We start from the raw sequence: 23,748 nt of genomic DNA on the forward strand, positions 1-23,748 counted from the left end.
AGAGCGGGTGCTCAGGCGGGACCAAAGAGAGGCATTGCGTAACAACAGAAAAGGCCCTGCCGAAGCAGGACCTTTCTGTTGCCAGCGGCTCCATGAGCCCGGTGGCGGGGTGGGTCTTAGTACATGCCTTCCATACCACCGCCGTGCGAGTGTCCGCCGGCCGGGGCAGCCTTGGGCTCCGGAATGTCGGCGACCATCGCTTCGGTCGTCAGCATGAGGCCGGCGATCGAGGCAGCGTTCTGAAGGGCGGTACGGGTCACCTTGGTCGGATCGATGACGCCGGCAGCAACCAGGTCCTCGAAGGCGCCGGTTCCGGCGTTGTAGCCGAAATGCACTTCCTTCGAATCGTGGATCTTGCCGACAACCACGGCACCCTCTTCGCCGGCATTGCTGACGATCTGGCGAAGGGGCTCTTCGATGGCGCGACGGATGATCTGCGCGCCGATCTTCTCGTCACCCTGCAGGGTCTGGATCAGGGCATCGACGTCGGGTGTGCAGCGAACCAGGGCAACACCACCGCCCGGGACGATGCCTTCTTCGACGGCTGCACGGGTTGCGTGCATCGCGTCTTCCACGCGGGCCTTCTTTTCCTTCATCTCGGTCTCGGTAGCAGCACCGACCTTGATGACGGCGACGCCGCCAACCAGCTTCGCCAGACGCTCCTGAAGCTTCTCGCGATCGTAGTCAGAGGAGGTCTTTTCGATCTGGTTGCGAATCTCCTTGACACGACCCTCGATGGCAGAGGTTTCGCCCTTGCCTTCGACGATGGTGGTGTTGTCCTTGTCGATGGTGACGCGCTTGGCGCGGCCGAGGTCTTCGATCTTGACATTCTCAAGCTTGATGCCGAGATCTTCCGTGATGGCGCGACCGCCGGTGAGCTTGGCGATGTCCTCGAGCATGGCCTTGCGACGATCGCCAAAGCCGGGAGCCTTGACGGCTGCGACGTTGAGCGTGCCACGCAGCTTGTTGACCACGAGGGTCGCAAGTGCTTCGCCGTCAACATCTTCCGCGATGATCAGGAGGGGCTTGGAGTTGCGGGCGACCTGCTCGAGCAGCGGCAGGAGGTCCTTCATCGACGAGATCTTCTTCTCGTGGATCAGGATGTAGGGATCCTCAACGACGGCTTCCATACGGTCCGGATCGGTGACGAAGTAGGGGCTCAGGTAGCCGCGATCGAACTGCATGCCTTCGACCACTTCGAGCTGAGTCTCAAGCGTCTTGGACTCTTCCACGGTGATGACGCCGTCCTTGCCAACCTTCTTCATGGCCTCGGCGATGATCGTGCCGATGGTCGAATCCGAGTTTGCAGAGATCGTGCCGACCTGGGCGATCATCTCGCCGGTGACGGGCTTGGAGAACTTCGAGAGCGCGCCGCCGGTGACAACGCCGTGCTCGTCACGCTTGCCGACGATGGCTTCCACAGCCTTGTCGATGCCGCGCTTGAGGGCCATGGGGTTCGCGCCGGCGGCAACGGTCTTGACGCCTTCACGGTAGATGGCCTGGGCCAGGACGGTTGCGGTCGTGGTGCCGTCGCCGGCGACGTCCGAGGTCTTGGAGGCAACTTCACGCACCATCTGCGCGCCCATGTTCTCGAGCGAGTTCGACAGCTCGATTTCCTTGGCGACGGTAACGCCGTCCTTGGTGATGGTGGGCGAGCCGAACTTCTTTTCGATCACAACGTTGCGGCCCTTGGGGCCGAGCGTCACCTTGACTGCGTCAGCCAGGGTGTTGACGCCGCGCAGGATCGCCTGGCGTGAATCTTCTCCGTGCAGAATCTGCTTTGCCATAATGCTTTATCTCCTAAAACTGTGTGGATCAAAGTGGTTTATTTTGAAACATTTGCCGGTTGAGCCGACAGAAAACAGTCGCCGGTTGACGACGCAAAAACTACTTGTTGAGGATGCCCAGAACTTCTTCTTCACGCATGATCAGGAACTCTTCGCCATCGATCTTGATCTCGGTGCCGGAGTACTTGCCGAACAGAACGCGGTCGCCTGCCTTGACGTCGAGGGGGAAGGTCTTGCCTTCGTCGTTGGACTTACCCTTGCCGACGGAGATGACTTCGCCTTCCTGGGGCTTTTCCTTGGCAGTGTCGGGGATGATGATGCCGCCACGGATGGACTCGCCTTCTTCAACGCGGCGAAGCAGGATGCGGTCATGCAGGGGGGTAAAGGTGGTCGCGACTGTGCTGGTTGCCATGGGTCTTCTCTCCTTGAGAAACATGCAGCGCTGAACGCCACATGGTGATGCTGAAGCAGGGGCTTTGTCTCGACTGGCAGCCCGAGTGAAGCGCTGCTAGCAGAGTCAGCCTTCGATTGCTAAGGTAGCTTGGGCATGGAGCGGCTGTCAAGCTAGGAAAACGACGATGCGCAGGGAAGATGAGTGGAGACGACTCAGATGTCGGGCGCCGGGTCTGAGTGGCAGGTAAGGACGAGTGGCGTAATGCCTTCGGATCCTCGCGCAATGCTGCTTAAGGAGCGCTCTGAGCACTTTTCGGGTGTTTTTTGCTGCCATTCTGGAGCGACAATTGCGTGGTTTTCGTGCGAAGCGAAATTCAAAATACATATCTATGCAGGATGGTGCATACATATACAGTGGCCGATGACCAAAGTACCGCGTGCACAGAGTTTCGCAACTTCTGCAGGGGTTGACTTGGCGGGGCGGAAACAACCGCGTCCGTCGCGAGTGTCCCGAAATGGAACTTGGCACCGGAAACTCGCCGGCGGGTTGTGGAGAGCGGAGCACTTGCCCGTAGTGAGGCGGAAATTCTAGGGTGTCGGAGGGGCTGGCCGGCGGGTAGCCGATGGTTTAAGGGATGAAGGGAATGTGGGGCGCAGGTCGCGAAACCGGGAGAGTCGCGGGCAGGTAAGCGGGTGACGGGGCAGCACAGGTGCGAGATAGCAGATGTTAGTAGGAGTTGCTGCCTGAGATAGAAAGCAGCGGTCCCGCAGGTCAGCTGAGCGTCGGGAGATTGCCGGAGTTGGCAGATTCATCCATGGCGGCAGCGAGTGGGAAGAAGAGGCGGAACACGGTGCCGGAGGTGGGGCCCTGCCGGGTGCGGACCTGTACCCGTCCGTGATGCTTGGCGATGATCTCCTGCGAGACCCAGAGGCCGAGGCCGGTGCCGGTGATGCCCTTGGTGGAGAAGAAGGGCTCGTAGAGTCGCCGCAGCGTTTCGGCATTCATGCCGCCGCCGGAGTCGGAGACCAGCAGCACAACGCCATCTAAACCGTCCGGCACGCCGTTGCCGTTCCGCGGCAGAGAGGCTTCCGGCAAAGCCCCGGGCGGCGCAAGCTGGGCGTCACGGATTGCCTTGATACCGCGCAGGCGGCGCGGGCGGGCGCGCAGGGTCAGGACGCGCGGCTCTTCGCAGACCGACATGGCATCCACCGCGTTGCCGATGAAGTTGGCGAGCACCTGGCGGATCTCGCCGTCGAGCGCGAGGATCGATGGAACGTCGCGATAGTCGCGGTTGACCTGGATGCTGTGGTCGCGGATGCGCCCCTCGTAGAGAGTGAGCACGGAGTCGATGAGGTCGCCGATGTCGGTCTTCGCCGGGCGCGAGCTTTGGCGGTAGAAGCGCAGGGTCTGGGTGGTGATGTGGGTGACGCGATCGAGCTCCTGCCGGGCCATCTGGAGGAAGGTGCGCTGCTGGCTTTCGAGCGTGCTCTGCTCCAGCAGGTAGAGACAGTTGGTGATGGCTTCGAGTGGGTTGTTGATCTCGTGCGCAATGGAAGCGGCGAGGCGGCCGGCGGCGGCCAGCTTCTCGGTCCGGCGCAGAAGCTCCTCGCTTCGCTTCTGCTTGGTGAGGTCGATCAGGAAGATGGCAAGCTGCACCTTGTCAGCGGTCTCTTCCTGGTTCAGGATGGCGCCGCCGAGCAGGACGGGCAGAGGGGTGCCGTCGAGATGCGAGCATTGCATCTCCCAGGTCACGCCGGGCTCCTTGCTGACGCGCGCGTAGAGGGTCTCGGCGACTTGGCGATTGGGCGAAACGCCTTCGGTGGCGGGGCTGAAGGTATCGCCATTGTGCTGACATTCCAGAACCCGGTCGAGCAGCAACACCTCGTGATCCGGGTTGCTGCGGGAGAGCCCGAGCAGGCGTTCACTGCCACCGTTGTAGTAGGTGATGCGGCCGTCGAGATCTGCGATCAGGAGTGCGAGCGGAGAGGCTTCAACGAGGCGGTGAAACCGCTCCTCGCTGGAGCGGAGTGCGCGCTCGGTGACGCGCTTGTGCTGGCGGCTGGCGGCCTCGGCGAGTTCGCGCTCGATGGCCGGTCCAAGCCGGGTGAGGTTCTGCTTGGAGACGTAATCATGCGCACCGGCCCGCATGGCGGCCACCGCCGTGGCCTCGCTGATCGCCCCGGACATCATGATGAAGGGGATGTCCTGGTCGGTCATCTTGAGCATGGCCAGGGCTTCCGGAGCGGAAAACAGCGGCAGGGTGTAGTCGGCAAGCACGCAGTCCCAGGGCTGGGCCAGGGCGGCGAGCATCTTCTCTGAGGTTTCGACGCGATGCATTTCCGGCGCGAAGCCGGCTTTGCTCAGATGGCGCTTGAGCAGCATGGCATCGTCCTCGTTGTCCTCGACAAGCAGAACGCGGAGGGGGCGCGGGGCCTGCATGGCAGCTGCAAGCGTCACGCGTTCGCGCGCGTTCGGAGGAACAGCCGGACCTAGTGAGCGAGAGGCGGACATTCGTTCAACACCAGCCAGTACATGCCAAGCTGATTGGCCGTTTCGGTGAAGTCGGAAAAGTTGACGGGCTTGCGGATGTAGCTGTTGACGCCCAGCTTGTAGGAGCGGAGGATGTCGCGCTCTTCATCCGACGAGGTGAGCACGACCACGGGCAGCATGCGGGTGCGTTCGTTTTCGCGGATGCGCCGCAGCACCTCGAGGCCATCGACCTTGGGCAGCTTGAGGTCGAGCAGGATGAGTTGCGGCAGTGACGACACAGCGGCATTGTCCTTGTCGAAGAGCATCGCGAGGGCTTCTTCGCCGTCGCGTGCGACGCGAACGTCGTTGGCAACGTTGGACCTGCGCAGCGCACGGATGGTGAGGAGCTCGTGGTCTGGGTCATCTTCCACCAGCAGGATTGAACGGGTACCGGTCGCGATCATAGAGTCCTAACCCAGCGTAAACCAGAAGGTTGCCCCTTGCGAGACCACTCCCTGTGCCCGGATGGTACCGTGGTGCCGGGCGATAACGCGTGCCACGGTGGCAAGGCCGATGCCAGAGCCCTGGAAATCTTTCTCCCCGTGGAGACGCTGAAAGGCAACGAAAAGTTTACCTGCGTATTGCTGGTCGAATCCAGCGCCATTGTCACGAATATAGTAGGCCGCCTCTTCGGGAGACCAGCCGAAGTGGATCTCGGGCTGGGCCACGTTGGCGGTGAACTTGGCGGCGTTGCCGAACATGTTTTCAAAGATGACGCGCAGAAGCCTAGCGTCGCCCTCGACTTCGAGGCCGGGTTCGATGTGAAAGTCCAGTGGTCGGTTGGGCAGGCTGAGTGCGATGTCCTGGGCAACGCTGAACGCGATGCCAGACAGGTCGACCTGTTCGCGCGAAAGATCAGCGCGGGTAATCCGGGAAAGCTGCAGCAGGGCGTCGATGAGCTGGCCCATGCGCTGCACGCCAGCGCGGACCCGGCCGAGGTAGTGCAGGCCGTCCCCCTGAAGCAGCGGGCCGTAGTCCTCCTCAAGCGCGACCGAGAAGCCATCGATGGAGCGCAGCGGCGCGCGGAGATCGTGCGAGACGGAGTAGGAGAAGGCTTCAAGCTCACGGTTGGTGTTTTCAAGCTCGGCGGTGCGAAGCAGCACGCGTTCTTCGAGGACCGCGTTGAGGTCGGCGTTCTCCTGAGCGTGCCGTTCGGCGAGGTGGCGGGCGGCACGTTCCGCGTCGTAGGCGGCGGCGCGGTCGAGCGCCAGGGCGATGCGGTCAGCGGCGAGGCGCAGCAGTTCCTCGTCGGCGGGGGAAAAGGTAGAGTCGCGGGATCTACCGGCGACGAGCATGCCGATGATGCGAGAGGACGCGCGCAGCGGAACGATCAACAGGGAGTGCAGGGTGTCGGGCAGTATGCCGGGGTCGAGCTGGTTGTTAGTCCCGGGCTCGAGCGCGGCGTTGGGGCTGCGCTCGAGGTGCATCGGTTCGCCAGTGTGGGCGGCCTGCCACAAGGCGCCGCCAGGCACCACGCGGCGACGCCCGGGCATGACCACGGCATTGCCTTCGGAGGCAGTTGGCTCGATCTGGTCGCCCGCGTCTTCGTGGAACCAGCGGCAGAGCACCAGGGCTTCGACGTCTGTCGCCTCGCGGAGGCGGCCGAGCAGTTGCGTGGTGAGCTCGGGCACGGTGAGCTGGGTGAAGCCGACGTCGGTGACGGACTGGAGCTTCTCGAGACGGCGCGTGCCTTCGGCGGCGCGCTGGCGCAGGTTGCGCTCGTACTCAAGGGAGTAGAGAGAGAAGATCACGAACAGGATGTCGAGGGTGCTGGCGAGGGCGACGGTGAACTTGGCTTCGAAACGAGCCTCGGCTGAGTCGCTGAGGCGCTGCACAAGCAGGGTGCGCTCGCTTTGCTCTGCCTCGCGCATGATCTTGTCGACCTCGCGCATGTAGGCTTCGCCCTTGCCGTTGCCGAGGACGTGCCCGATGGCGCCCTTGTTCTGGTCGCGGCGAATCGATACCGCGTAACCGAGATAGTCCATCTTCTGCTGGACCAGCGCGGCGGCGAGGCGCATGGACGAGACCTGCGCATGGTTGTCGGAGACCAGGTGCTCGAGCAGTTCGAACTGGGCGGGCAGGGACTGTTGCGCGGCCAGATAGCGCGCCAGGTATGGCTCGCGGCCGGTGAGCATGAAGCCACGCACGCTGGACTCCGCCTCGGCAATGTTCTGCAGAACGCGCTCGAGGTCGGTGATGACCTCAAGGGTGTGGGTGACCCAGTGCTCGGAGTTCTCGAGAATGGCCTCGGCATGGAAGGCGAGCCAGGCGTTGGCGGCGATCAGCAGCACCGCGACAAGGAAGAGGCCGGAGAGGAATTGCTGGAAGCGGGAGGGTCTCATGGGGGGAGGGGTGCAGCGGCTCCCCATAGTAGCCGGTGAAGAGGGGAGCCGAGGGGGATTTGTCGCAGTATAAGTTACGGTCGGGGTTACTCGAGTCGGTACTTGGTCTCGGCGAGGCGGTTGAGCGGCCGCCAGAGGAGGCGGTTGATGGTCACAACGATGAGCGCCATGATGACGGTGGCCATGAGCAGCACGGCGAAGTTGCCTGTGTCAGTGGCGTGATCGATCTGCGCGCCGAGCCCGACGGTGGAGAGGGTGCGCTCGTGAAGCTTGAAGTACTCGGTGAGGATGGAGGCGTTCCACGCGCCGCCGGACGCAGTGATGAGCCCGGTGATGAGGTAGGGGAAGATGCCGGGCAGGATCAGGGTGCGCCAGCGCTGGATGCGTGAGAAGCCGAACAGGGTGGAAACTTCCTTGAGATCAGACGGGATCGCCATGGCGCCCGCGATGACATTGAAGAAGATGTACCACTGCGTGGAGAGCATCATGAGCACGACGGCGGAAAGCCCGAGGCCGGCGCCGGTGCGCAAGAGGGCGACCAGGATCAGGGGGAACAGCGCGGTTGCGGGGAACGAGGCGGCGATCTGCGCGAAGGGCTGAGCGATGCGAGCCAGGCGAGGGTTGAAACCGATCATCACGCCGGCGGGGATGGTCCAGGCGGCGGCGAGCACGAGCGCGACGATGACGCGCAGGAAGGTGGCGCCCGCGCCGATCAGGAGCTGGCGGTACTCCACCAACGGGAGGCCGCGGACGAGCAGCGAAGCTTTCCAGATGGTGAGAGCCGCGATGAGCAGCAGAAAGGTGCCGAAGACGGCGGTGGCGAGGTAGGAGCGGCGGGTGCGATCGACGTCGGGCAGCACACCGGCGCGCTTACGCTCGCCGCGGGCCAGTGCCGCGTACATGCGTTCGGAGAGCGGCTCGAGGGTGTGCTCGGAGACCCGGGTGAGGATATTGGAGCGGCGCAGCAGGTCGAGGATGGGCGAGCGCGAGCGGTCGGCATTTTCGACATTTTCGAACTTGAACTTGTCGGACCAGGCGATAAGCGGCCGCCAGATGAGCTGGTCAATGGCGACGATGAGCACGACCACCGTGATGAGGCCGCGGGCCATGGCGTGGTTGTCGCCCATGGAAGCGGCGGTGGCGAGGTAGGAGCCGAGGCCGGGCAGGCGGAAGTTGCGCGAGCCCAGGTTGAACATCTCGCAGATCATCAGCGCGAACCAGCCGTTGGCGACCGAGATCATGGAGTTCCAGACGAGGCCGATGGCAGCGAAGGGAAGCTCGAGCTGGAAGGCGCGCTGAATGGGCGAGAAGCGGTTGATCTTGCAGGCCTCCTGCAGCTCGCGGGGGATGGCCTTGAGCGAGGCGTAGAAGGAGAAGGCCATGTTCCAGACCATGCCAGTGAAGATCACGACGATGTCGCCGAGCTCGATGCCGAGCTGGTGGGTCGGGATCAGGGTCATCATGGCGAGGATGACGGGCGGCAGAAACGACATGACCGGGATGGACTGGAGGATGTCGAGTGTGGCGATCAGGAAGGCTTCCGCGCGCTTGTTGTAGGCGGCGAGGTAGCCGTAGCCGATGGCAAAGGCGAGCGAGAGCAGGTAGGCGAGCAGGATGCGCGCGCAGGAGTAGAAGGCGTAGCGCGGCAGGGCCGAGGCGGCGAGCGAGATCTGCGACTCGGGCACAACGGTGCCGGACCAGTAGCGGGCCAGCAGCAGCACGCCGTAGAACAGGGCGATGAGGGCGGCGCCGATGCCGAGGTCAAGGACGATGGGCCAGGAACGGTCGACCAGGAAAGCGCGGGAGAAAAGGAGACGGGGCGGACGCGCCTGCTGCGTCTCGCTCACTCGGTACCTGCTTCCGCGGTCTCTTCTTCTTCCTCTTCCTCTTCTTCGGGCAGGATGAAGCGGCGGCGCGAGCCGTCGAAGTCAAAGAGCTCGGCGTAGCGGCCCCAGTTGATAGCGGTCTCGAGCTGGCGGCGGGTTTCCTCGTCAGAGAACTGCTCGTCGAGCATGTCAAGGAAGAACTCTTCCGGCACGGTGTGGTCGCGCTTGTTGTCGAGAGCGCGGGCGATCTGGCGGAGTAGCAGGACGTGTTCGGTGGCGGCCTTACGAAAGAGATCTTTCTGGAGCAGGATCTCAGACTCAGCGAAGGTGCGGCCTTCGGGCGTGATGGTGACGTCACCTTCTTCGACCTTGAGAAAGCGCAGGAGCTGTGCGGCGTCGACGATGGGCAACAAGTCGTCGATCTCGAAGGCGAGTTCGTCGGCCACCTTGTAGATGTCGGCACGGCCGGAGCTGTCGCTCATGTCGATGATCATCTCGAGCAGACCGGCGATGCCGCCGGGGCGTGCGTGAGGCAGCATCTCGTAGTGCATCTGTCGCTGGTCGCGCACAGTTTTGCCGTCCTCGATGCGGGGCACCTCGGGCATGACGTCGGGCCGGGTGAGCACCTTGTAGATGTAGTCGACGAGCTGAGTGAAGGGTCCGCTCTTGCGATCGCGCGGGTGAGCGAGGGTGACCTTGAAGTCGGTGCGGACATGGCCGGGATTGCGGCCGAGCACGATGATGCGGTCGGCGAGCAGGACGGCTTCCTCGATGTTGTGGGTGACGATGAAGACGGCCTGGGTGGGGATGGTCTTCTTGGCCCAGAGCTCGAGCAGTTCGGAGCGGAGGTTTTCGGCGGTGAGGACATCGAGCGCGGAGAAAGGCTCGTCCATGAACAGGACTTCAGGCTCGACGACGAGGGCACGGGCAAAGCCGACGCGCTGGCGCATGCCGCCCGAAAGCTCCTTGGGATAGGCGCTCTGGAAGCCGTCGAGACCGACGGTATCGAGGATGGCGAGGGCGCGCTCGCGGCGATCAGACGGGCCCATGCCCCGCGCCTTAAGCGGCGCTTCGACGTTCTCAAGCACGGTGAGCCAGGGGAAGAGCGCGAAGCTCTGGAAGACGATGGAGACGTTAATGGTCTGTGTCTGGATGGGCTTGCCATGCCAGAAGACATTGCCTCCGGAGGGCTTGGAAAGCCCGGCGAGCATGCGCAGCAGCGTGGACTTGCCGGAGCCGGAGGGACCGAGCAGCGCGACGATCTCGCCGGCCTCGATGGAAAGGTCGGTTTGCGCGATGACCTGGATACGGTTTTCGCTGGGCTGCGCGTAGTACTTTTCGATTTTCTCGGCGCGAATGATGGCGTCTTGTGACATGGCGAGGCAGTCCATCGGCGACAAGAATGGGGCTTACCCGAAGCGGGCGGCTGCACCTTGCGCTATGCAGCCAGTTTCAAGGATGGAGGTTGCACTGCGGTAAAGCGGACACGTTCAAGCAAGCGTATCATTGCGAAGGAAGCAGACCCTTCTTTCCATCCGGAAGCGTCCAACAAGCGTTGAACAATTTGTGGAAGTGGTGCTGCGCGTGGGTGACTCGCGCATTGCCTGCCGGTTGAAGAAGGTTTACAAAGGAGCGCATGCAAGAAAATTCGGTAAAGCCCAAAGTGTTGGTCGCTGACGACGAACGGGTAATCGCGGACACGTTGGCGATCATCCTCAACCAGAGCGGCTTTCAAGCGACCGCGGTATACAGCGGAGAGAAGGCAGTGGAGACGGCGCGCACACTGCAGCCGGACATGGTGATTTCCGACGTGATCATGACGGACCTGAACGGCATCGATGCCGCAATCAAGATCAGAACGATGCTGCCCTCATGCAAGATCCTGTTGTTCTCAGGCCAGGCCGCAACGGCCGACCTGCTGGATCGCGCGCGTGTGCAGGGGCACGAGTTCGAAATCCTGGCCAAACCGGTACACCCGCAGGACCTGCTCGCCCGTTTGCGCTCGTAAGCGCCGGGCAGCGCAGTTGCTGGAAGCCTGCTCCCTCCAGGCTTTCGCAAACCTGCATTGTTGATAAGGACAAGCTGTGCGGAGTTCGCGGGAAAGTCACCCGTGTAAACGCTCTCAAACCTGGTTTGAGGGCGTTTTTCCGTTTGGGCAGATTGTGCAGGGGGCCTGCTGCTGCGGCTACAGGTCGCGGCGGCCTTCGAGCGAGCGAGCCATGGAGACTTCGTCGGCATACTCAAGATCGCTGCCAGCGGGAATGCCAGTGGCGATGCGGGTGATGCGCAGGGGCTGGCGGGTCTCGGGGGAGCGGCCGCGCTGGGCTTCGCGCAGGAGTTCGGCGAGATAGCCGGCAGTGGCTTCGCCCTCGATGGTGGGCGACGTGGCGAGGATGACCTCGTCGATGTCGCCGCGCGCGACGCGCGCCACGAGGTTGCTGGTGCGCAGGTGCTCGGGGCCGACGCCGTGCAGGGGCGAGAGCGTGCCGTGGAGTACGTGATAGACACCGTCGTAGCCGCGCGAGCGCTCCACTGTATCGATGGAGGTGGGCTCTTCGACGACGCAGACCAAGCGGCCGTTGCGGTCGGGGCTGTCGCAGAAGATGCAGGGATCAACGTCGGTGACGTTGTTGCAGATGGAACAGAGGCGAAGTTCGCGCTTGAGGGCGCGCACGGCGTCGGCGAGCGCGGTGGCATCGGCGGCGGAGGAGCGCAGGATGTGGAAGGCGTAGCGCTGGGCGCTCTTGGCCCCGACGCCGGGGAGCTTGCGCAGCTCATCGATGAGGCGCGACATGGGTTCGGCGAAACGGGGCGGCATGGGATGTGGCTCCTGTGGAGGGTGCTTCGTTCCGGGCGCGGCTGGATCGGGGTGCGTCCCGGGTTTTCGCTCGAGGGTATGGGCAGGGTTAGAGCAAGCCCTCGGGCAGGCCGAGGCCGCTGAGCATGCCGGACATGCTGCCGCCTGCAGCTTCGTCGGCGCGGCGGCCGGCGTCGTTGAAGGCGGCGCGGAGCAGGTCTTCAAGCATCTGCAGGTCGTCGGGCGAGGAGCCGAGGGCGCCAAGTACAGCGGGGTCGAGGGTGACGCCGAGGACTTCTTTTTTGCCGCTCATGCGAATGCGCACGGCACCGCCGCCGGCTGAGCCTTCGACGCTGACTGCAGCGAGCTGCTGGTCGGCGGCGGCGCTCATCTGCTTGGCCTGGGCAAGCATGGCTTCCATTTTGCTCATGTCCATTGGGTGTGTGGCTCCTTATGTGGTTTGGATGCGGGGTGGGCGGGACCGCGGATCCTTCGCTTTGCTCAGGATGACAGGGTGCGGGGATGAGGGACGGCGGCGGGCGCGGGGGGTGTCAGCGTTTGCCGCGGAGATCGACGACGCTGCGTACCTCGGCCTGGAACAGCTTTTTTGCCTGCTGGACGAGTGGATTTTCCATGGCCAGGGCCTGTACGCTGCCGGTGGCTGCGGGGCGAGCGGCGGCTGCGGTGGACCGGGTACCTCCGCCTTCGCCGGGGAACCATTGGACGGGGCGCGGCGGCTGGCCGGTGAACGGGCGGATGGCGGCGCGCACGACCTTTTCGGCTTCGGGGTTCATGGTGAGGCCGAGCATGGTTTTCTTCGCGGAGACTTCGATGCGCACCATCTCCGGGGTTTCGACCCAGTTGCCGTTGCCGAGCAGTACAGCGGCGGTGGTGTGGCCGGCGCCTTCCAGTGCGGAGGTCGCAGCCTCGCGCATGCCATCGAGGTCGAGTGTGCCGGCAGGGTGCGTGGGCGGGGCCTGGGTTGCTGGCGGTTCGGGGGGCGCCTGGGTTGCTGGCGCGGCGGGCGCTGGATGCGGTGGCGCGACGGCTTGAGGCTCGGCTGTTGGCGCTGGTTGGTAGATCGCGGCTGGCGCTGGGGCCTGGATCGGAGCTGAAGCCGTCGCCGCGAATGGAGCTGAATCCGAGGCTACAGATGGAGCGGAGGCCGGAATCGCGGATGGAGTTGGAGCTGAAGGTGCGGATGGTGCTGCGGATGTGGCTGGCGCACTGGCGATGGACTCGTCTGGCGAGACGGGCGGTGCCGGGACCGTGTCAGGTTCCGGGGTGGAGAACTCTGCCGGCGGTTGTGGCCGGGGGGCGGGTGGTAGCGGAGTTGACGCAGTGCGCGCAGGCAATGGCGCCTGCTCCGGAAGCTCCGGGATGGCGAACGACGGCGGAGGCAGCACTGCCGCGGGTGCGACGGTAGCGGTTTGCATGCGGGCGAGGGGCGGTGCGGTCTTGCGCTGCGCGTCGCGCTCGAATGGAGAGAATGCCGGTTCCGGGCCGGGCTCGGTGACGACGGGTGCTGCGGAAGTGCGGGCGGGAGTGGCCGTCTGCGCGGGCCGGCCCGGGGGCGCAGCCGGCGCAGGGGTGGGCCGAGCAGCGGGCGGCCGCGCCGGCGCGGACGCGGGGGGCAGCGCGGTGGCGGGGCGTGAAGTGCCGGGCAGGCTGCCGGGCGTGCCGGCGGGTGAGCTGGCCAGCTGCGACATCAGCTCTTCAATGGGCAGGAGGCGCTGGAGGTGTACGAGCTTGAGCACGCCGAGCTCGAGGTGGAAGCGCTGCTCCTGGCGGTAGTTGAGCTCGTCAAAAGTACGCAGCATGATCTGCAGGAAGCGCGTGAGCTCTTCTTCGCCGAACAGCAGGGCAGAGCCGGCGGCACGCGCTCGCTCGTCGGGCGAAAGCTGGAGCAGCTCGGTGGACTCGCCGCCGATGCGGGCCATGAGCACGTTGCGGAGGTAGCGCACGAGCTGGCGCGCGATCTGCGAAGGGCTGTTGCCGTTGGCGAGCAGCCGGTCGAGTTCGCCGAGCACGGCGGCGGAGTTGTTTTCACCGACCGACTCGAGCAGGCGCGCGAACACCGCGTTGGGCATGGTGCCCATGAGCTCGCGAATCTCGGCGGCGTCGAGGCGGGCGTGGCCGTCCTCGAGCGGGGCGGACGCAATGGCCTGGTCCATGATGGAGAGCGCGTCGCGCATGGAGCCGTCGCCGGCCTCGGCGAGCAGGCCGAGCGCCTCGTCATCGACCAGCACGTGTTCATCGCCGGCAATGGTGCGGAGCTGCTCGAGGATGGCGTCGAACTTTACGGCGTGGAACGAGAAGTGCTGGCACCTCGAGCGGATGGTCTGGAGAATGTCTTCGGGCTGGGTGGTGGCCATCATGAAGACGACGTGCTCGGGCGGCTCCTCGAGCGTCTTGAGCAGCGCGTTGAAGGCGGCGTCGGTGATCTGGTGCGCCTCATCGAGGATGTAGATCTTGTAGCGGTCGCGCGCGGGGCGATAGCGGGCCGCGTCGCGAAGCTCGCGGATCTCGTCGATGCCGCGGTTGGTGGCGGCGTCGATCTCGATCACGTCGACGGCGTTGCCGGCACGCACCTCTTCGCAGCTCTCACACGTGGCGCAGGGCTCGTAGGTCGGCCGCTCGGGCGAGCCGATGGTGCGGCGGCAGTTGAGCGCCATGGCCAGAATGCGCGCGATGGTGGTCTTGCCGATGCCGCGATGGCCGGAAAAGATATAGCCGTGCGCGATGCGGTTCTGCTCCAGCGCATGGCCGAGCGTGCGCGTGACGTGGTCCTGTCCGACGACGTCGGAAAAGCGTTGCGGGCGGTATTTGCGGGCGAGTACCTGATAGGCCATTGCTGGTTCTTATTTTACCGGGCAGTCGGGTAGAGCAAGACCGTCTGCGCGGCTGGCGGCCACTTCGTGGCAGGTGTACCTGAAAAGCAAGGGCCTCAAGACACCCTGGCAAGAACAGGCCAGGGTGTTTTGAGGCTTTCGTTTATAGAGAGTACGTGTCCCGAAAAGACCGCCCCCCGCGCAGGGGGGTCTTTGTCTTTACGCGGGTGTGCTCGAGAACATGGAGCCGCGGCAGGCTTTGGCTCCGCAGTGGCAGGGGGCGTCGGCGGGGTCGCCGTCGTAGAGGTGGTAGTCGTAGGTGAGTTCTTCGCCGGCGGCGATGTTGCGGATGGCCTGGATCCAGACGCGGCCGTGTTCTTCTTCGGTCTCGCAGTTGGGGTCGCAGGAGTGATTAAGGAACATGGCGGTGCCGTGACCGTCGATGACGGTGTTGCCGTCGCCGACGCCGAAGAGGTAGGTCATGGGGAGGTTCTCGTAGCGGATGTCGGCGAGGTCCTTGCGGAGGCGCGGGCCGGTGTACTCGACCACGTAGGCACCCTTGCGGATGGGGGTGGTGGTGTAGCAGCCGGCGGCGTGGATGGCGGAGGAGCGGATCACGAGAGACATGGGTGCCGCGAGTATAGCGGGGTTGGCGGCCCATGTGGGTGCGTGGGGCGATTGTGGCGCGCATCGGCGGTGTGGCGCGTCAGAATAGAGGAGACGATGTTTTGCGTATGGGAGAAGGGAGGCTTTGCGATGGACAGGCGCAAGGTGAAGATGGCACGCGTTGGGCGGATGGCGAAGGCTGCGGGGATGGCGTGGATGGGGCTGGCGGGCTGTGGCATGTGGTCCCAGGCTGCATGGGCGTCGGTGTGGCCGGCGCAGCAGGGTGGCCAGGGGCAGCAGGCGGCACCGACCCAGCCGGCTGCGCCGGGGCAACAGTCGCCGGGGCAACAGGCGGCACCGGCCAAGCCTGCGGCTCCGGCGAACGACAATGCGTTTCCAGAAGAGCAGTCGCAGGCGGCGGAGAAGGAAGCGAATGCGGGGGATGCCTCGGCTTCGGACGGGCCGGCGACGACGCCGGGTGAGAATGGCGGCTCCTCGTCGAGCCGGTCGCGGATGAAGGGCGTGGACCTGCTGGGAGATCACGATTCCGAGGCGAGCAACGGGGCAGGCGGCGTAGTGAACGACCCGAAGCTGGCGGCGGAAGATATCCGGATCGGCCAGCTGTACATGGGGTCGGGCAACTTCGCGGGGGCGTACTCGCGGTTCAAGGAGGCGACGGAGGTAGGACCGGGCAACGTGGACGCGGTGTTCTACCTGGCGGAGGCTGCACGCAAAACGGCGCACCTGGATGAGGCGGCGGAGAACTACAAGCTGTACCTGGATGCCGAGCCAAAGGGAAAGCGGTCCAAGGATGCGAAGAAGGCGCTGGGTGAGCTGGCGGGGAAGTAGGGGCTTGCCGGCTACTCTACTTAGTCATCCGAACCGGCTGAGTTGGCGACCGCAGAGAACTTCATCATGAACTACCCCTTTACGGATAAAGCTATTTAAAAGATGCGTTTAACGCCAAAACTGAAAGTACCAGGTGAGAAGCGGCGCTCCGCAGTAAAGGGTGAGCAGGCCGCCTAGGCTCAGGAAGCTTCCGAGGGGTAGGCGCAGGGCCGGGCGGTCGGTGCCGGGCTGGTTCGGTCTTGCCATGAGGATGAGCCCGCACAAGGCGGCGAGCAGAACAGCCAGTGTGAGGGCCAGCGACGCCCCGGCGACGCCAAGCCAGGCGCCGAGAAGTGCGGCCAGCTTCACGTCGCCGAGGCCCATGCCTTGTTGCCGGCGCACCACCCAGTAGAGCCAGCGGATCGCGAGCAGCAGGGAAGCGGCGCCAGCCGCGCCCAGCAGGCTGCCCTGCCATGCGGGCCAGGCTGGGGTGGGGAACGGGGTGGTCGCGGCGAGGTGGAGACAGCCGATGAGGCCACCGGCTGGGTCGGCGGCGTGGTTGCTGAAGGGGCTGCCGAGTGAGTTGCCGCCCTCGCCGGCCTGTCCACTTACCGGCAGGAGCGACTGGGCGACGCCAAACGCGATGCCGGGCAGGGTGAAGGTATCAGGGAGCAGGAAACATTCGGCGTCCATAACCAGCAGGCCGAGCAGCAGGAACGAGAAGACCGCGGCCAGCAGGGCAGCGGAGCCCGGGCCGAAGTGGAAGGTTGCCAGCAGGAAAAGCGCGGCGGTAGCGGCCTCGACCAGCGGGTAGCGCGGCGAGATGCGCGTGTGGCAGTGGCGGCAGCGGCCGCGGAGCAGCAGGAACGAGACCAGCGGGATGTTGTCGTATGGGCGTATGCCGGCCTGGCAGTGCGGGCAGTGCGAACCGGGCCAGAGGATGGACCGATGGTGTGGCAGGCGGGCGATGCAGACGTTGAGAAAGCTGCCGAACAGCAGGCCGGCAATGGCAACGATGGCGATCCAGAGCGGGGAGGGCGCGAGCTCCAGAACTGGAGCGGAAAGCGAGCCCGTAAAGACGCCAAAGGCGCTGCCGGGTAGCGGTGCATGGAGTCGTGCGGGGAGCAGGAATACGGAAATCACTGCGTCCGAGTTTAGGCCATCGGTTAGAGTGGAGCCATGGCTCCGCCCGATGTGACCCAAGGGTCGCTGTGTACCGCGCCGGAAACCGCCTCCTCTGCAGCCTCCCCGGTTGCGGAGGAACCTGCAGCGTTGTTTGCGGAGTCGGTCGCGATTATGCGGCGGCTGCGCGGGCCGGATGGATGCTCGTGGGATCGAGAGCAGACGCCGGAGACGATTCGCAAGTACACCCTGGAAGAAACCTACGAAGTGCTGGACGCGATTGAGCGCAAGGACTCGGCCAACCTGTGCGAGGAGTTGGGCGACATGCTGTTGCAGGTGTTGTTTTATGCGCAGATGGCGTCGGAGGCAGGCGAGTTCGGCATTGCGGATGTGCTGAGCGGGCTGAACCGCAAGCTGGTGCGCCGGCATCCGCATGTGTTTGGCGCGGCTGCCGCGGAGGCAGCCGGCAATGCCGCGGTGCTGGAAAGCGCCGCCGAGGGCATTGCGCCCACACAGGTGCTGGCGAACTGGAACGCCATCAAGCGGATGGAACGCCAGCAGAAGCAAACACCGGGGGCCGATGCGGGGGTTGAGTCGCGCATGGCCGCGGTGCTGCGCGCGCAGCCGGCATTGCTGGAGGCGCAGAAGCTGGGTTCAGCAGCGGCCAAGGTTGGGTTTGACTGGCCGGATGCCACGGGGCTTTTGGCCAAGATCCGCGAAGAGGCGGACGAGGTCGAGGCGGAGATCGCGATGGCGCCGGGCGATGGCACGGGGGATTTGTCGGCTTCGAGCTCCAGTGCGAGTTCGACGCGCGAGATGCAGCTCGAGGTTGGGGACTTGTTGTTCGTGGTGAGCAACCTGGCGCGACACCTCCATGTGAATGCGGAGATGGCGCTGCGGGATGCGAATGCGAAGTTTCGCAGCCGGTTCGCCTCGATGGAGCAGGCGGAACGGGAGGGCGGTGCGCCGCTGGAGCAGCGTTCGCTGGATGAGCTGGAAGCCTTGTGGCAGCAGGCCAAGCAGCGTGAGCGGCTTCTCGCAGGTCTGCCCGGGGTGGGTGCTTGAGCATCGTGCCCGTGGAACAGGAGCTTCTGGGCGCGGGGGTACGCGCGCGGGAGACGACGCTGCTGCATCGTGCGGAGGTTTCGAACGGGTGGGCGCCGGAGCCTGTTCGGGAGCATCGCAGCCGAGACGGGCGGGTGTTCCTGATTCGCCGGTGCGCCACGGCCGCGGAACTGGATGCGTGCGTGGCGCTGCAGCAGGAAACGTGGGGGTACCCCGATCGCGAGGTGGTGCCGCGCAATATTTATGTGCTGGCGCAGTCGCTGGGCGGCCATGTGTTCGGGGCATGGGACGCTGCGGGGACTCTGGCGGGTTTCGCGATGGCGATGGCTGCGCATGCGCCGCAGAGCGACCTGGCTGCCGGCCGATGGATGCGGGGGGCTGAGCAGGGCCGGGAGCAGGCAGACCCTGCTGCGGATATGTTGCCGGGTCGCATGCGGGGAGATAGCCGGAACGCTGGAGCCGTGGATGAACGTGCGGGCAGCAAGGACGCGGTGCAACCGGAATGCTACCTGCACTCGCACATGCTGGCGGTGCGTGCGGCGGACCGGAATACCGGGCTCGGCGTGGCGCTGAAGCTGGCGCAGCGCGAGGATGCGCTGCGGCTCGGGATCCGGACGATGCGCTGGACGTTTGATCCGCTGGTAGCCAAGAACGCGTTTCTCAATCTCGAGCGGCTGGGTGTCACGGTGCGCCGCTACATCGCCAACTTCTACGGGCCACTCGACTCGGAGCAGCAGGGCGGACTGCCGTCTGACCGTCTGCTGGCGGAGTGGTCGCTGGCGAGCGAGCGGGTGACGCAGCGGATTGCGGGGCGAAGCCAGGCCGTCACGCCGGTGGAGGAAGTGGAGCTGCCGGGCGAGATTGTGCGGTGGCGGGCCGAAGGCGGCAGGGACGCGGCGGAGGCGCAGCGTGCATTGCGTGAGCGGCTGGAAGCAGCGTTCGCGCGGGGGCTGGTGATGGAGGGGTTTACCCCGACGCCCGGCGGCGGCGGCCGATACCGGCTGTATGCGGAGGGAGCGTTGCATAATATCTAGACGGCATATCTGCTGCTGGCGGCGGCCCCGGAGCCGACCACAGTGCCAATCTTCAAGGGGCGGCCATGTCTATCCGGCTGGTGATGTTGGGGAGCTGTTGTGCGGGTAGGAGCGCATGCGCGTGTCCGTTTATTTACGTGCCCGAGCGCTTTGAGCAGGCACTTGGAAGGAATTCTTCGAAGTATTCGCAGCAATGTCTTGTAGTGGACATAGGGTGAACAAAACCGCCCGGATTGTAAGCAGAGCCAGCGGCTGCCGTGGCTGGGTGGAGTGGCTGATTGGCGCGTCGCTGGGACGACCAGAAACGTACTGTGGCGGCTTGGGCTGGCACGGCCCAGGTAGATGGAAGCCAAGAGACCAGCACTCAGCAAACGTTTGGAGCAATTTGGAGAAGAGGTTGAGCGGAGGCGAGGCGCGAGGCGGGTGCAGGCACACGAACAAGACAGTAGCAAACGTACATTGCTCCTGACGGTTGGCAGAACGCGCGGAGATCGCGGCCAGCAAAGTCCACGATCACCTTATATCCCGGAAAGCGAAAGAAACCATGAAGATCGATGCGGTTGTGCTGCGTGAACTACAGATGGAGCTGGTGACACCGTTTGAAACCAGCTTTGGCATGACCACCCACCGCCGGGTAATGCTGGTGGAGGTGCGCGCAGAGGGGCTGGTGGGCTGGGGCGAGTGCGTGGCCGGCGAGCATCCCTGGTACTCGGAGGAGTCGATTGACACGGCGTGGCAGGTGGGGCGGCACGAGCTGGCCCGACTGCTGCTCGACGCGGACCCGGAGCATGGCGGGCAGTGTCACGAGATCTTCCGGCAGATTCGCGGCAACCGGATGTGCAAGGCGGCGTTTGAAAATGCGCTGTGGGACGTGCAGGCGCAGGCGGAGGGAGTGAGCCTGGCATCGCTGCTGGGCGGTACGCGCGCGACGATTCCGTGCGGGGTTTCCTTGGGGATTACGCCGACGCTGGAGCAATTACTGGAGCGAGTGGAGACAGCTTTGGCCGCGGGCTATCAGCGAATCAAGGTGAAGTGCCGGCCGGGCTGGGATACGGATGTGTTTGCGGCGATCCGCATGCGGTGGCCGCGGATCCAGCTGACGGCGGACGCGAACGCGTCGTACCGGTTGAAGGACATGGATCTGCTGGCGTCGTTTGACCACTACGAGCTGGCGATGCTGGAGCAGCCGCTGTGGAGTGATGACTTTTACTTCCACTCGATGTTGCAGAAGCAGATCGAGACGAAGATCTGCCTGGACGAGTCGATTCGCAACCGAAGGGATGCGCTGGCGGCAATCGAGATGGATTCGTGCCGGGTGATCAACATCAAGGTGGGGCGCGTGGGCGGGTTCACGGAGGCGATCGGGATCCACAATGCGGCGATGGAGCGCGGGATCCCGGTGTGGTGCGGGGGGATGCTCGAGACCGGGATCGGACGGTCGCACAACATCGCGCTGGCGTCGCTGCCGAACTTTTCGCTGCCGGGGGATGTTTCGGCGTCGAGCCGGTACTGGAAAGACGACATCGTGGAGCCGGAGATCACGGTATCGGCGCATGGCGAGATCACGGTGCCGACCGCGGCCGGGCGCGGATACGCGGTGCGCGAGGACCTGGTGGAGCGTCTGTGCGTGCGGCGCGAGGATGTGCGGGCGTTTGTGCTGGCGTAGCAGCAAGACCACGACAAGGGTCGGGGCAAAACCGCCTGCGCGGCTGGCGGTCCCTTCGGGACTCTCGCTCGATAAGGGCAAGAGCTTGGGGGCGCTGCCAACTCCCGGCGCGCTGTTGCGTCTAACGTGTGGGATGCTGTGGCCTCGTAGGTGGGCGGCAGCAAAGGAGAACCGATGACTTCGCAAGAACAAGCCATGCTGAATGACCTGGTGCACAAGATCAACAGCACCAACCTTGAGGAGAAGGACGATGCCGCGGAGCAGCTGCTGCGGGATGGACTGGGGCGCAACCAGGACGCGCTGTACATGCTGGCGCAGACGGTGCTGGTGCAGAACATTGCACTGGAACAGGCCAAGCAGCAGTTGATGCAGATGCAGCAGGCGCCGGCGGCCCCGGCCAAGGCGACCAGCTTCCTGGGCAGCCTGCTGGGTCATCGCGACCCGCAGCCCCAGGCCCCGCCGCCGCAGCAGCAGGGCGGCTACCAGCAGGTGCAGTACGGACAGCCGCAGTATGCGCAGCCCCAGTATGCGCAGCCGCAGGGCGGCTTTGCGCCGCCTCCGAGCGGACAGCCAAGCTTTCTGCGTTCGGCGGCCACTACGGCTGCCGGTGTGGCGGCGGGCGCGCTGGCGTTCCAGGGTGTGGAAAGTCTGCTGCACGGCGGCATGGGCGGTGGAGGCGGCTTTGGTGGCGAGGGCTTCGGTGGAGGCGGCTTCGGTGGCGGGGAAGCGCCGCGCGAGGAGATCATCAACAACTACTACGACTCGCCGGGCGGCGGCAGTGGTGGAGGCAACTACAACAGCGGTCCGGATGAGCAGCCGCAGGGACCGTTTGACTCGGGCTCGAACGACGCGAGCTACGGGGACGATTACACCGATGGTGGTGGTGACTTCGGCGGCGACGACGATACGAACTTCAGCTAGGTTTGGCTGTATTGATTGCGGTACGGGTGGCACGCTTGCGAGCGTGCCACCTTTTTTCGCGTTGAGGGCTGGTTGGGCGAGTCCACGTGGCGTGGCTGCGGCGGGCGTGCCTTCTACTGGAAAGGCGGGCGGGAATGCAAGACCGGATTGAGGGTTCTGTGGGTGCAAACGCATGGGCCAGGATGGGCGCATGAGGCGAGTGGTGATTACCGGGCAGCCGCCGGTGCAGATCCTGGATGTGACGGGGCCGCTGGAGGTTTTTGCCAACGGGGACGGGTACGAGGTAGTGCTGCTGTGTCCGCGGGGCGAGCAGTGGCTTGCGACCAACCGCGGGGTTCCGCTTGGGAATGCGACACCGTTCGCGGAGTACAGCGGCGCGATCGACACGCTGATCGTGGTGGGCGGCCCCGGCGCGGAGAGTGGCGCGTTTGACCCGGAACTGATTGCCTGGCTGCGCGCGGCGGCGGGGCGCGCGCGGAGGGTGGCCTCGATCTGCACGGGGGCGTTTGTGCTGGCGGAGGCAGGGCTGCTGGACGGCAGGGAGGCGGTGACGCACTGGCGGTTCTGCGATCAGCTGGCGGCGCAGTATCCGCGGGTGCGAGTGCGGCGCGACCCGATTTACCTGCGGGACGGCGCGGTGTCGACCTCGGCCGGGATCACGGCGGGGATCGACCTGTCGCTGGCTCTGGTGGAGGAGGACTGCGGGCATAGGGCGGCGCTGGAGATTGCGCGGTTCCTGGTGATGTTTCTGGTGCGGCCTGGTGGCCAGGCGCAGTTCAGCCATATGTTGCTGCACCAGGCGGGGGCCTCGCGGCCGCTGCGCGAGCTGCAGGTGTGGATGCTGGAGCACCTTGGCGAGGGATTCTCGGTGGAGCAGCTGGCGGAGCGCATGGGCGTGAGCGCCCGGCACTTTGCGCGGGTGTGCGTGCGGGAAACGGGCATGAACCCGGGCCGATTCGTGGACCACATGCGGGTAGAAGCGGCACAGCAGCAGGTCGACAGCTCGACGATGGGGCTGAAGGAGATTGCGGATGCGTGCGGCTTTGGCACGGCGGAGGCGATGCGGCGCGCGTTTGTGCGGGTGCTGGGGGTGACGGCGGCGGAGTATGCGAGCCGGTTCCGACGCGCCGGGAGTGTGGCCGCGGATTGAGGCAGGTCCGAAATTGCAGCAACCGTGTCATGGCGGTAATGGTGCGCGGGGACTAGGTTGAGGGAAGTAAGTTGTCTTGGAGGTTTTTGCTATGTCGACACAGTTGCAGCAAACGCATTCTGCTCTTGCCCCAATGGAAGTACCGGACAGCAAGCTCGCGCGGGAGATCGCGGAGTTTGTGCGGGACACGGAAACAGAGTTGTTGTTCAACCACTCCAACCGCGTGTACCTGTTTGGCGCGCTTGCCGGGGCGCGGCGCGGACTCCGGTTCGATCGCGAGCTGCTGTATGCAGGTGCGATGTTTCATGACGTGGGGCTGATGCCCGCGTATAGCTCGGCGACGGAGCGGTTCGAGGTGGATGGTGCGAACGCGGCGCGCGATTTTCTGGAGGCGCGCGGCATCGATGCGCAGGAGACGGAGCGGGTGTGGACGGCGATTGCATTGCACACGACGCCGGGCATTCCGAAGCATATGCATCCGCTGGTGGCGCTGGTGACGGCGGGCGTGGAGATGGATGTGCTGGGGCTGGAGTACGAGCAGTTCGACGCGGCGGAGCGCGAGGCGGTGGTAGCAAGGTTTCCGCGGACGCCGCAGTTTAAAGAGGATATTCTGCGGGCGTTCTACGACGGCATTGCGCACAAGCCGGAGACGACGTTCGGGAACGTCAAAGCGGATGTGCTGGAGGCGTTCGATCCGGGGTTCAAGCGGGGGAACTTCTGCGCGGTAATTCGCGGATCGGCTTGGCGGGGGTAAGTGGGGCGAGGTGATTGCGGGTGGGCTCGTCATGCATGTGCGTGGTGATGAGCGCGTCCGCAGCCTCAGTAGTGGAGTCCTGGAGAGCAGTTGCGC

The 23,748-nt window shown here is 64.9% G+C and carries 20 protein-coding genes; 8 read left to right on the forward strand and 12 right to left on the reverse strand.

The window, feature by feature from the left end:
- Positions 1 to 116: 116 nt before the first annotated feature.
- The 7 genes from groL to D1Y84_RS14845 all read right to left on the reverse strand — a co-directional run bounded on the left by groL (position 117) and on the right by D1Y84_RS14845 (position 10,254).
- Positions 117 to 1,790 carry a chaperonin GroEL gene (gene groL, locus D1Y84_RS14815; protein ID WP_233581586.1) on the reverse strand — a complete coding sequence of 558 codons (1,674 nt, stop codon included), beginning with the start codon at positions 1,788 to 1,790 and terminating at the stop codon, positions 117 to 119.
- 97 nt (positions 1,791 to 1,887) lie between these two features.
- Positions 1,888 to 2,199, reverse strand: a complete 312-nt coding sequence (groES, locus tag D1Y84_RS14820) for a co-chaperone GroES (protein ID WP_124849380.1) — start codon at positions 2,197 to 2,199, stop codon at positions 1,888 to 1,890.
- Positions 2,200 to 2,952: 753 nt separating this feature from the next.
- Positions 2,953 to 4,620 carry a hybrid sensor histidine kinase/response regulator gene (locus tag D1Y84_RS14825; protein ID WP_124849381.1) on the reverse strand — a complete coding sequence of 556 codons (1,668 nt, stop codon included), beginning with the start codon at positions 4,618 to 4,620 and terminating at the stop codon, positions 2,953 to 2,955.
- 50 nt (positions 4,621 to 4,670) lie between these two features.
- Positions 4,671 to 5,114, reverse strand: a complete 444-nt coding sequence (locus D1Y84_RS14830; protein WP_124849382.1) for a response regulator — start codon at positions 5,112 to 5,114, stop codon at positions 4,671 to 4,673.
- Positions 5,115 to 5,120: 6 nt separating this feature from the next.
- Positions 5,121 to 7,052 carry a CHASE3 domain-containing protein gene (locus D1Y84_RS14835; protein WP_158615502.1) on the reverse strand — a complete coding sequence of 644 codons (1,932 nt, stop codon included), beginning with the start codon at positions 7,050 to 7,052 and terminating at the stop codon, positions 5,121 to 5,123.
- A gap of 86 nt (positions 7,053 to 7,138) precedes the next feature.
- Positions 7,139 to 8,899: an ABC transporter permease subunit gene (locus D1Y84_RS14840; protein ID WP_124849384.1), complete on the reverse strand. Its 1,761-nt coding sequence runs from the start codon at positions 8,897 to 8,899 to the stop codon at positions 7,139 to 7,141.
- Positions 8,896 to 10,254 (reverse strand): AAA-associated domain-containing protein, encoded by a 1,359-nt coding sequence (locus D1Y84_RS14845; RefSeq protein ID WP_124849385.1) that lies wholly within the window; start codon positions 10,252 to 10,254, stop codon positions 8,896 to 8,898. The genes D1Y84_RS14840 and D1Y84_RS14845 overlap by 4 nt, the downstream gene beginning before the upstream one ends.
- 260 nt (positions 10,255 to 10,514) lie before the next feature.
- Here D1Y84_RS14845 and D1Y84_RS14850 point away from each other — a divergent pair, with 260 nt between their 5' ends.
- The gene (locus D1Y84_RS14850) at positions 10,515 to 10,886 is read left to right on the forward strand and encodes a response regulator (RefSeq protein ID WP_124849386.1); all 372 of its coding nucleotides are present in this window, start codon (positions 10,515 to 10,517) and stop codon (positions 10,884 to 10,886) included.
- Between the two features lie 177 nt (positions 10,887 to 11,063).
- Here D1Y84_RS14850 and recR read toward each other — a convergent pair whose 3' ends face one another.
- The 4 genes from recR to D1Y84_RS14870 all read right to left on the reverse strand — a co-directional run bounded on the left by recR (position 11,064) and on the right by D1Y84_RS14870 (position 15,133).
- On the reverse strand, positions 11,064 to 11,696 hold the full coding sequence (gene recR, locus D1Y84_RS14855) for a recombination mediator RecR (RefSeq protein WP_233581446.1): 633 nt from the start codon (positions 11,694 to 11,696) through the stop codon (positions 11,064 to 11,066).
- Between the two features lie 88 nt (positions 11,697 to 11,784).
- Entirely contained in the window at positions 11,785 to 12,111 is a 327-nt protein-coding gene (locus tag D1Y84_RS14860; RefSeq protein WP_124849387.1) for a YbaB/EbfC family nucleoid-associated protein, read from the reverse strand.
- Positions 12,112 to 12,226: 115 nt separating this feature from the next.
- Positions 12,227 to 14,527 carry a DNA polymerase III subunit gamma/tau gene (gene dnaX, locus D1Y84_RS14865; RefSeq protein WP_124849388.1) on the reverse strand — a complete coding sequence of 767 codons (2,301 nt, stop codon included), beginning with the start codon at positions 14,525 to 14,527 and terminating at the stop codon, positions 12,227 to 12,229.
- A gap of 198 nt (positions 14,528 to 14,725) precedes the next feature.
- Positions 14,726 to 15,133: an SET domain-containing protein gene (locus D1Y84_RS14870; RefSeq protein WP_124849389.1), complete on the reverse strand. Its 408-nt coding sequence runs from the start codon at positions 15,131 to 15,133 to the stop codon at positions 14,726 to 14,728.
- 129 nt (positions 15,134 to 15,262) lie between these two features.
- Between D1Y84_RS14870 and D1Y84_RS18725 the strand changes: the two genes are divergently transcribed.
- A complete protein-coding gene (locus D1Y84_RS18725; protein ID WP_158615503.1) occupies positions 15,263 to 15,961 on the forward strand; it encodes a tetratricopeptide repeat protein in 699 nt (232 codons plus the stop codon).
- Positions 15,962 to 16,069: 108 nt separating this feature from the next.
- Here D1Y84_RS18725 and D1Y84_RS17990 read toward each other — a convergent pair whose 3' ends face one another.
- A complete protein-coding gene (locus D1Y84_RS17990; RefSeq protein ID WP_158615504.1) occupies positions 16,070 to 17,083 on the reverse strand; it encodes an A24 family peptidase in 1,014 nt (337 codons plus the stop codon).
- 36 nt (positions 17,084 to 17,119) lie between these two features.
- Between D1Y84_RS17990 and mazG the strand changes: the two genes are divergently transcribed.
- From mazG to D1Y84_RS14915, 6 genes are all read left to right on the forward strand, one after another.
- Complete coding sequence (gene mazG / locus D1Y84_RS14890; RefSeq protein WP_124849391.1) at positions 17,120 to 18,127, forward strand: nucleoside triphosphate pyrophosphohydrolase; 1,008 nt, start codon at positions 17,120 to 17,122, stop codon at positions 18,125 to 18,127.
- 5 nt (positions 18,128 to 18,132) lie between these two features.
- Positions 18,133 to 19,161 (forward strand): hypothetical protein, encoded by a 1,029-nt coding sequence (locus D1Y84_RS14895; RefSeq protein ID WP_370245813.1) that lies wholly within the window; start codon positions 18,133 to 18,135, stop codon positions 19,159 to 19,161.
- A gap of 544 nt (positions 19,162 to 19,705) precedes the next feature.
- Positions 19,706 to 20,827 carry an o-succinylbenzoate synthase gene (menC, locus tag D1Y84_RS14900; RefSeq protein ID WP_124849393.1) on the forward strand — a complete coding sequence of 374 codons (1,122 nt, stop codon included), beginning with the start codon at positions 19,706 to 19,708 and terminating at the stop codon, positions 20,825 to 20,827.
- Between the two features lie 174 nt (positions 20,828 to 21,001).
- The gene (locus tag D1Y84_RS14905) at positions 21,002 to 21,748 is read left to right on the forward strand and encodes a DUF2076 family protein (RefSeq protein WP_124849394.1); all 747 of its coding nucleotides are present in this window, start codon (positions 21,002 to 21,004) and stop codon (positions 21,746 to 21,748) included.
- 190 nt (positions 21,749 to 21,938) lie between these two features.
- A complete protein-coding gene (locus tag D1Y84_RS14910) occupies positions 21,939 to 22,898 on the forward strand; it encodes a GlxA family transcriptional regulator (RefSeq protein WP_124849395.1) in 960 nt (319 codons plus the stop codon).
- 91 nt (positions 22,899 to 22,989) lie between these two features.
- Positions 22,990 to 23,652: an HD domain-containing protein gene (locus D1Y84_RS14915; protein ID WP_124849396.1), complete on the forward strand. Its 663-nt coding sequence runs from the start codon at positions 22,990 to 22,992 to the stop codon at positions 23,650 to 23,652.
- Positions 23,653 to 23,748 lie beyond the last annotated feature (96 nt).

It is taken from the genome of Acidipila sp. EB88 (genome assembly GCF_003858395.1).
Taxonomy (GTDB): Bacteria; Acidobacteriota; Terriglobia; order Terriglobales; family Acidobacteriaceae; genus EB88.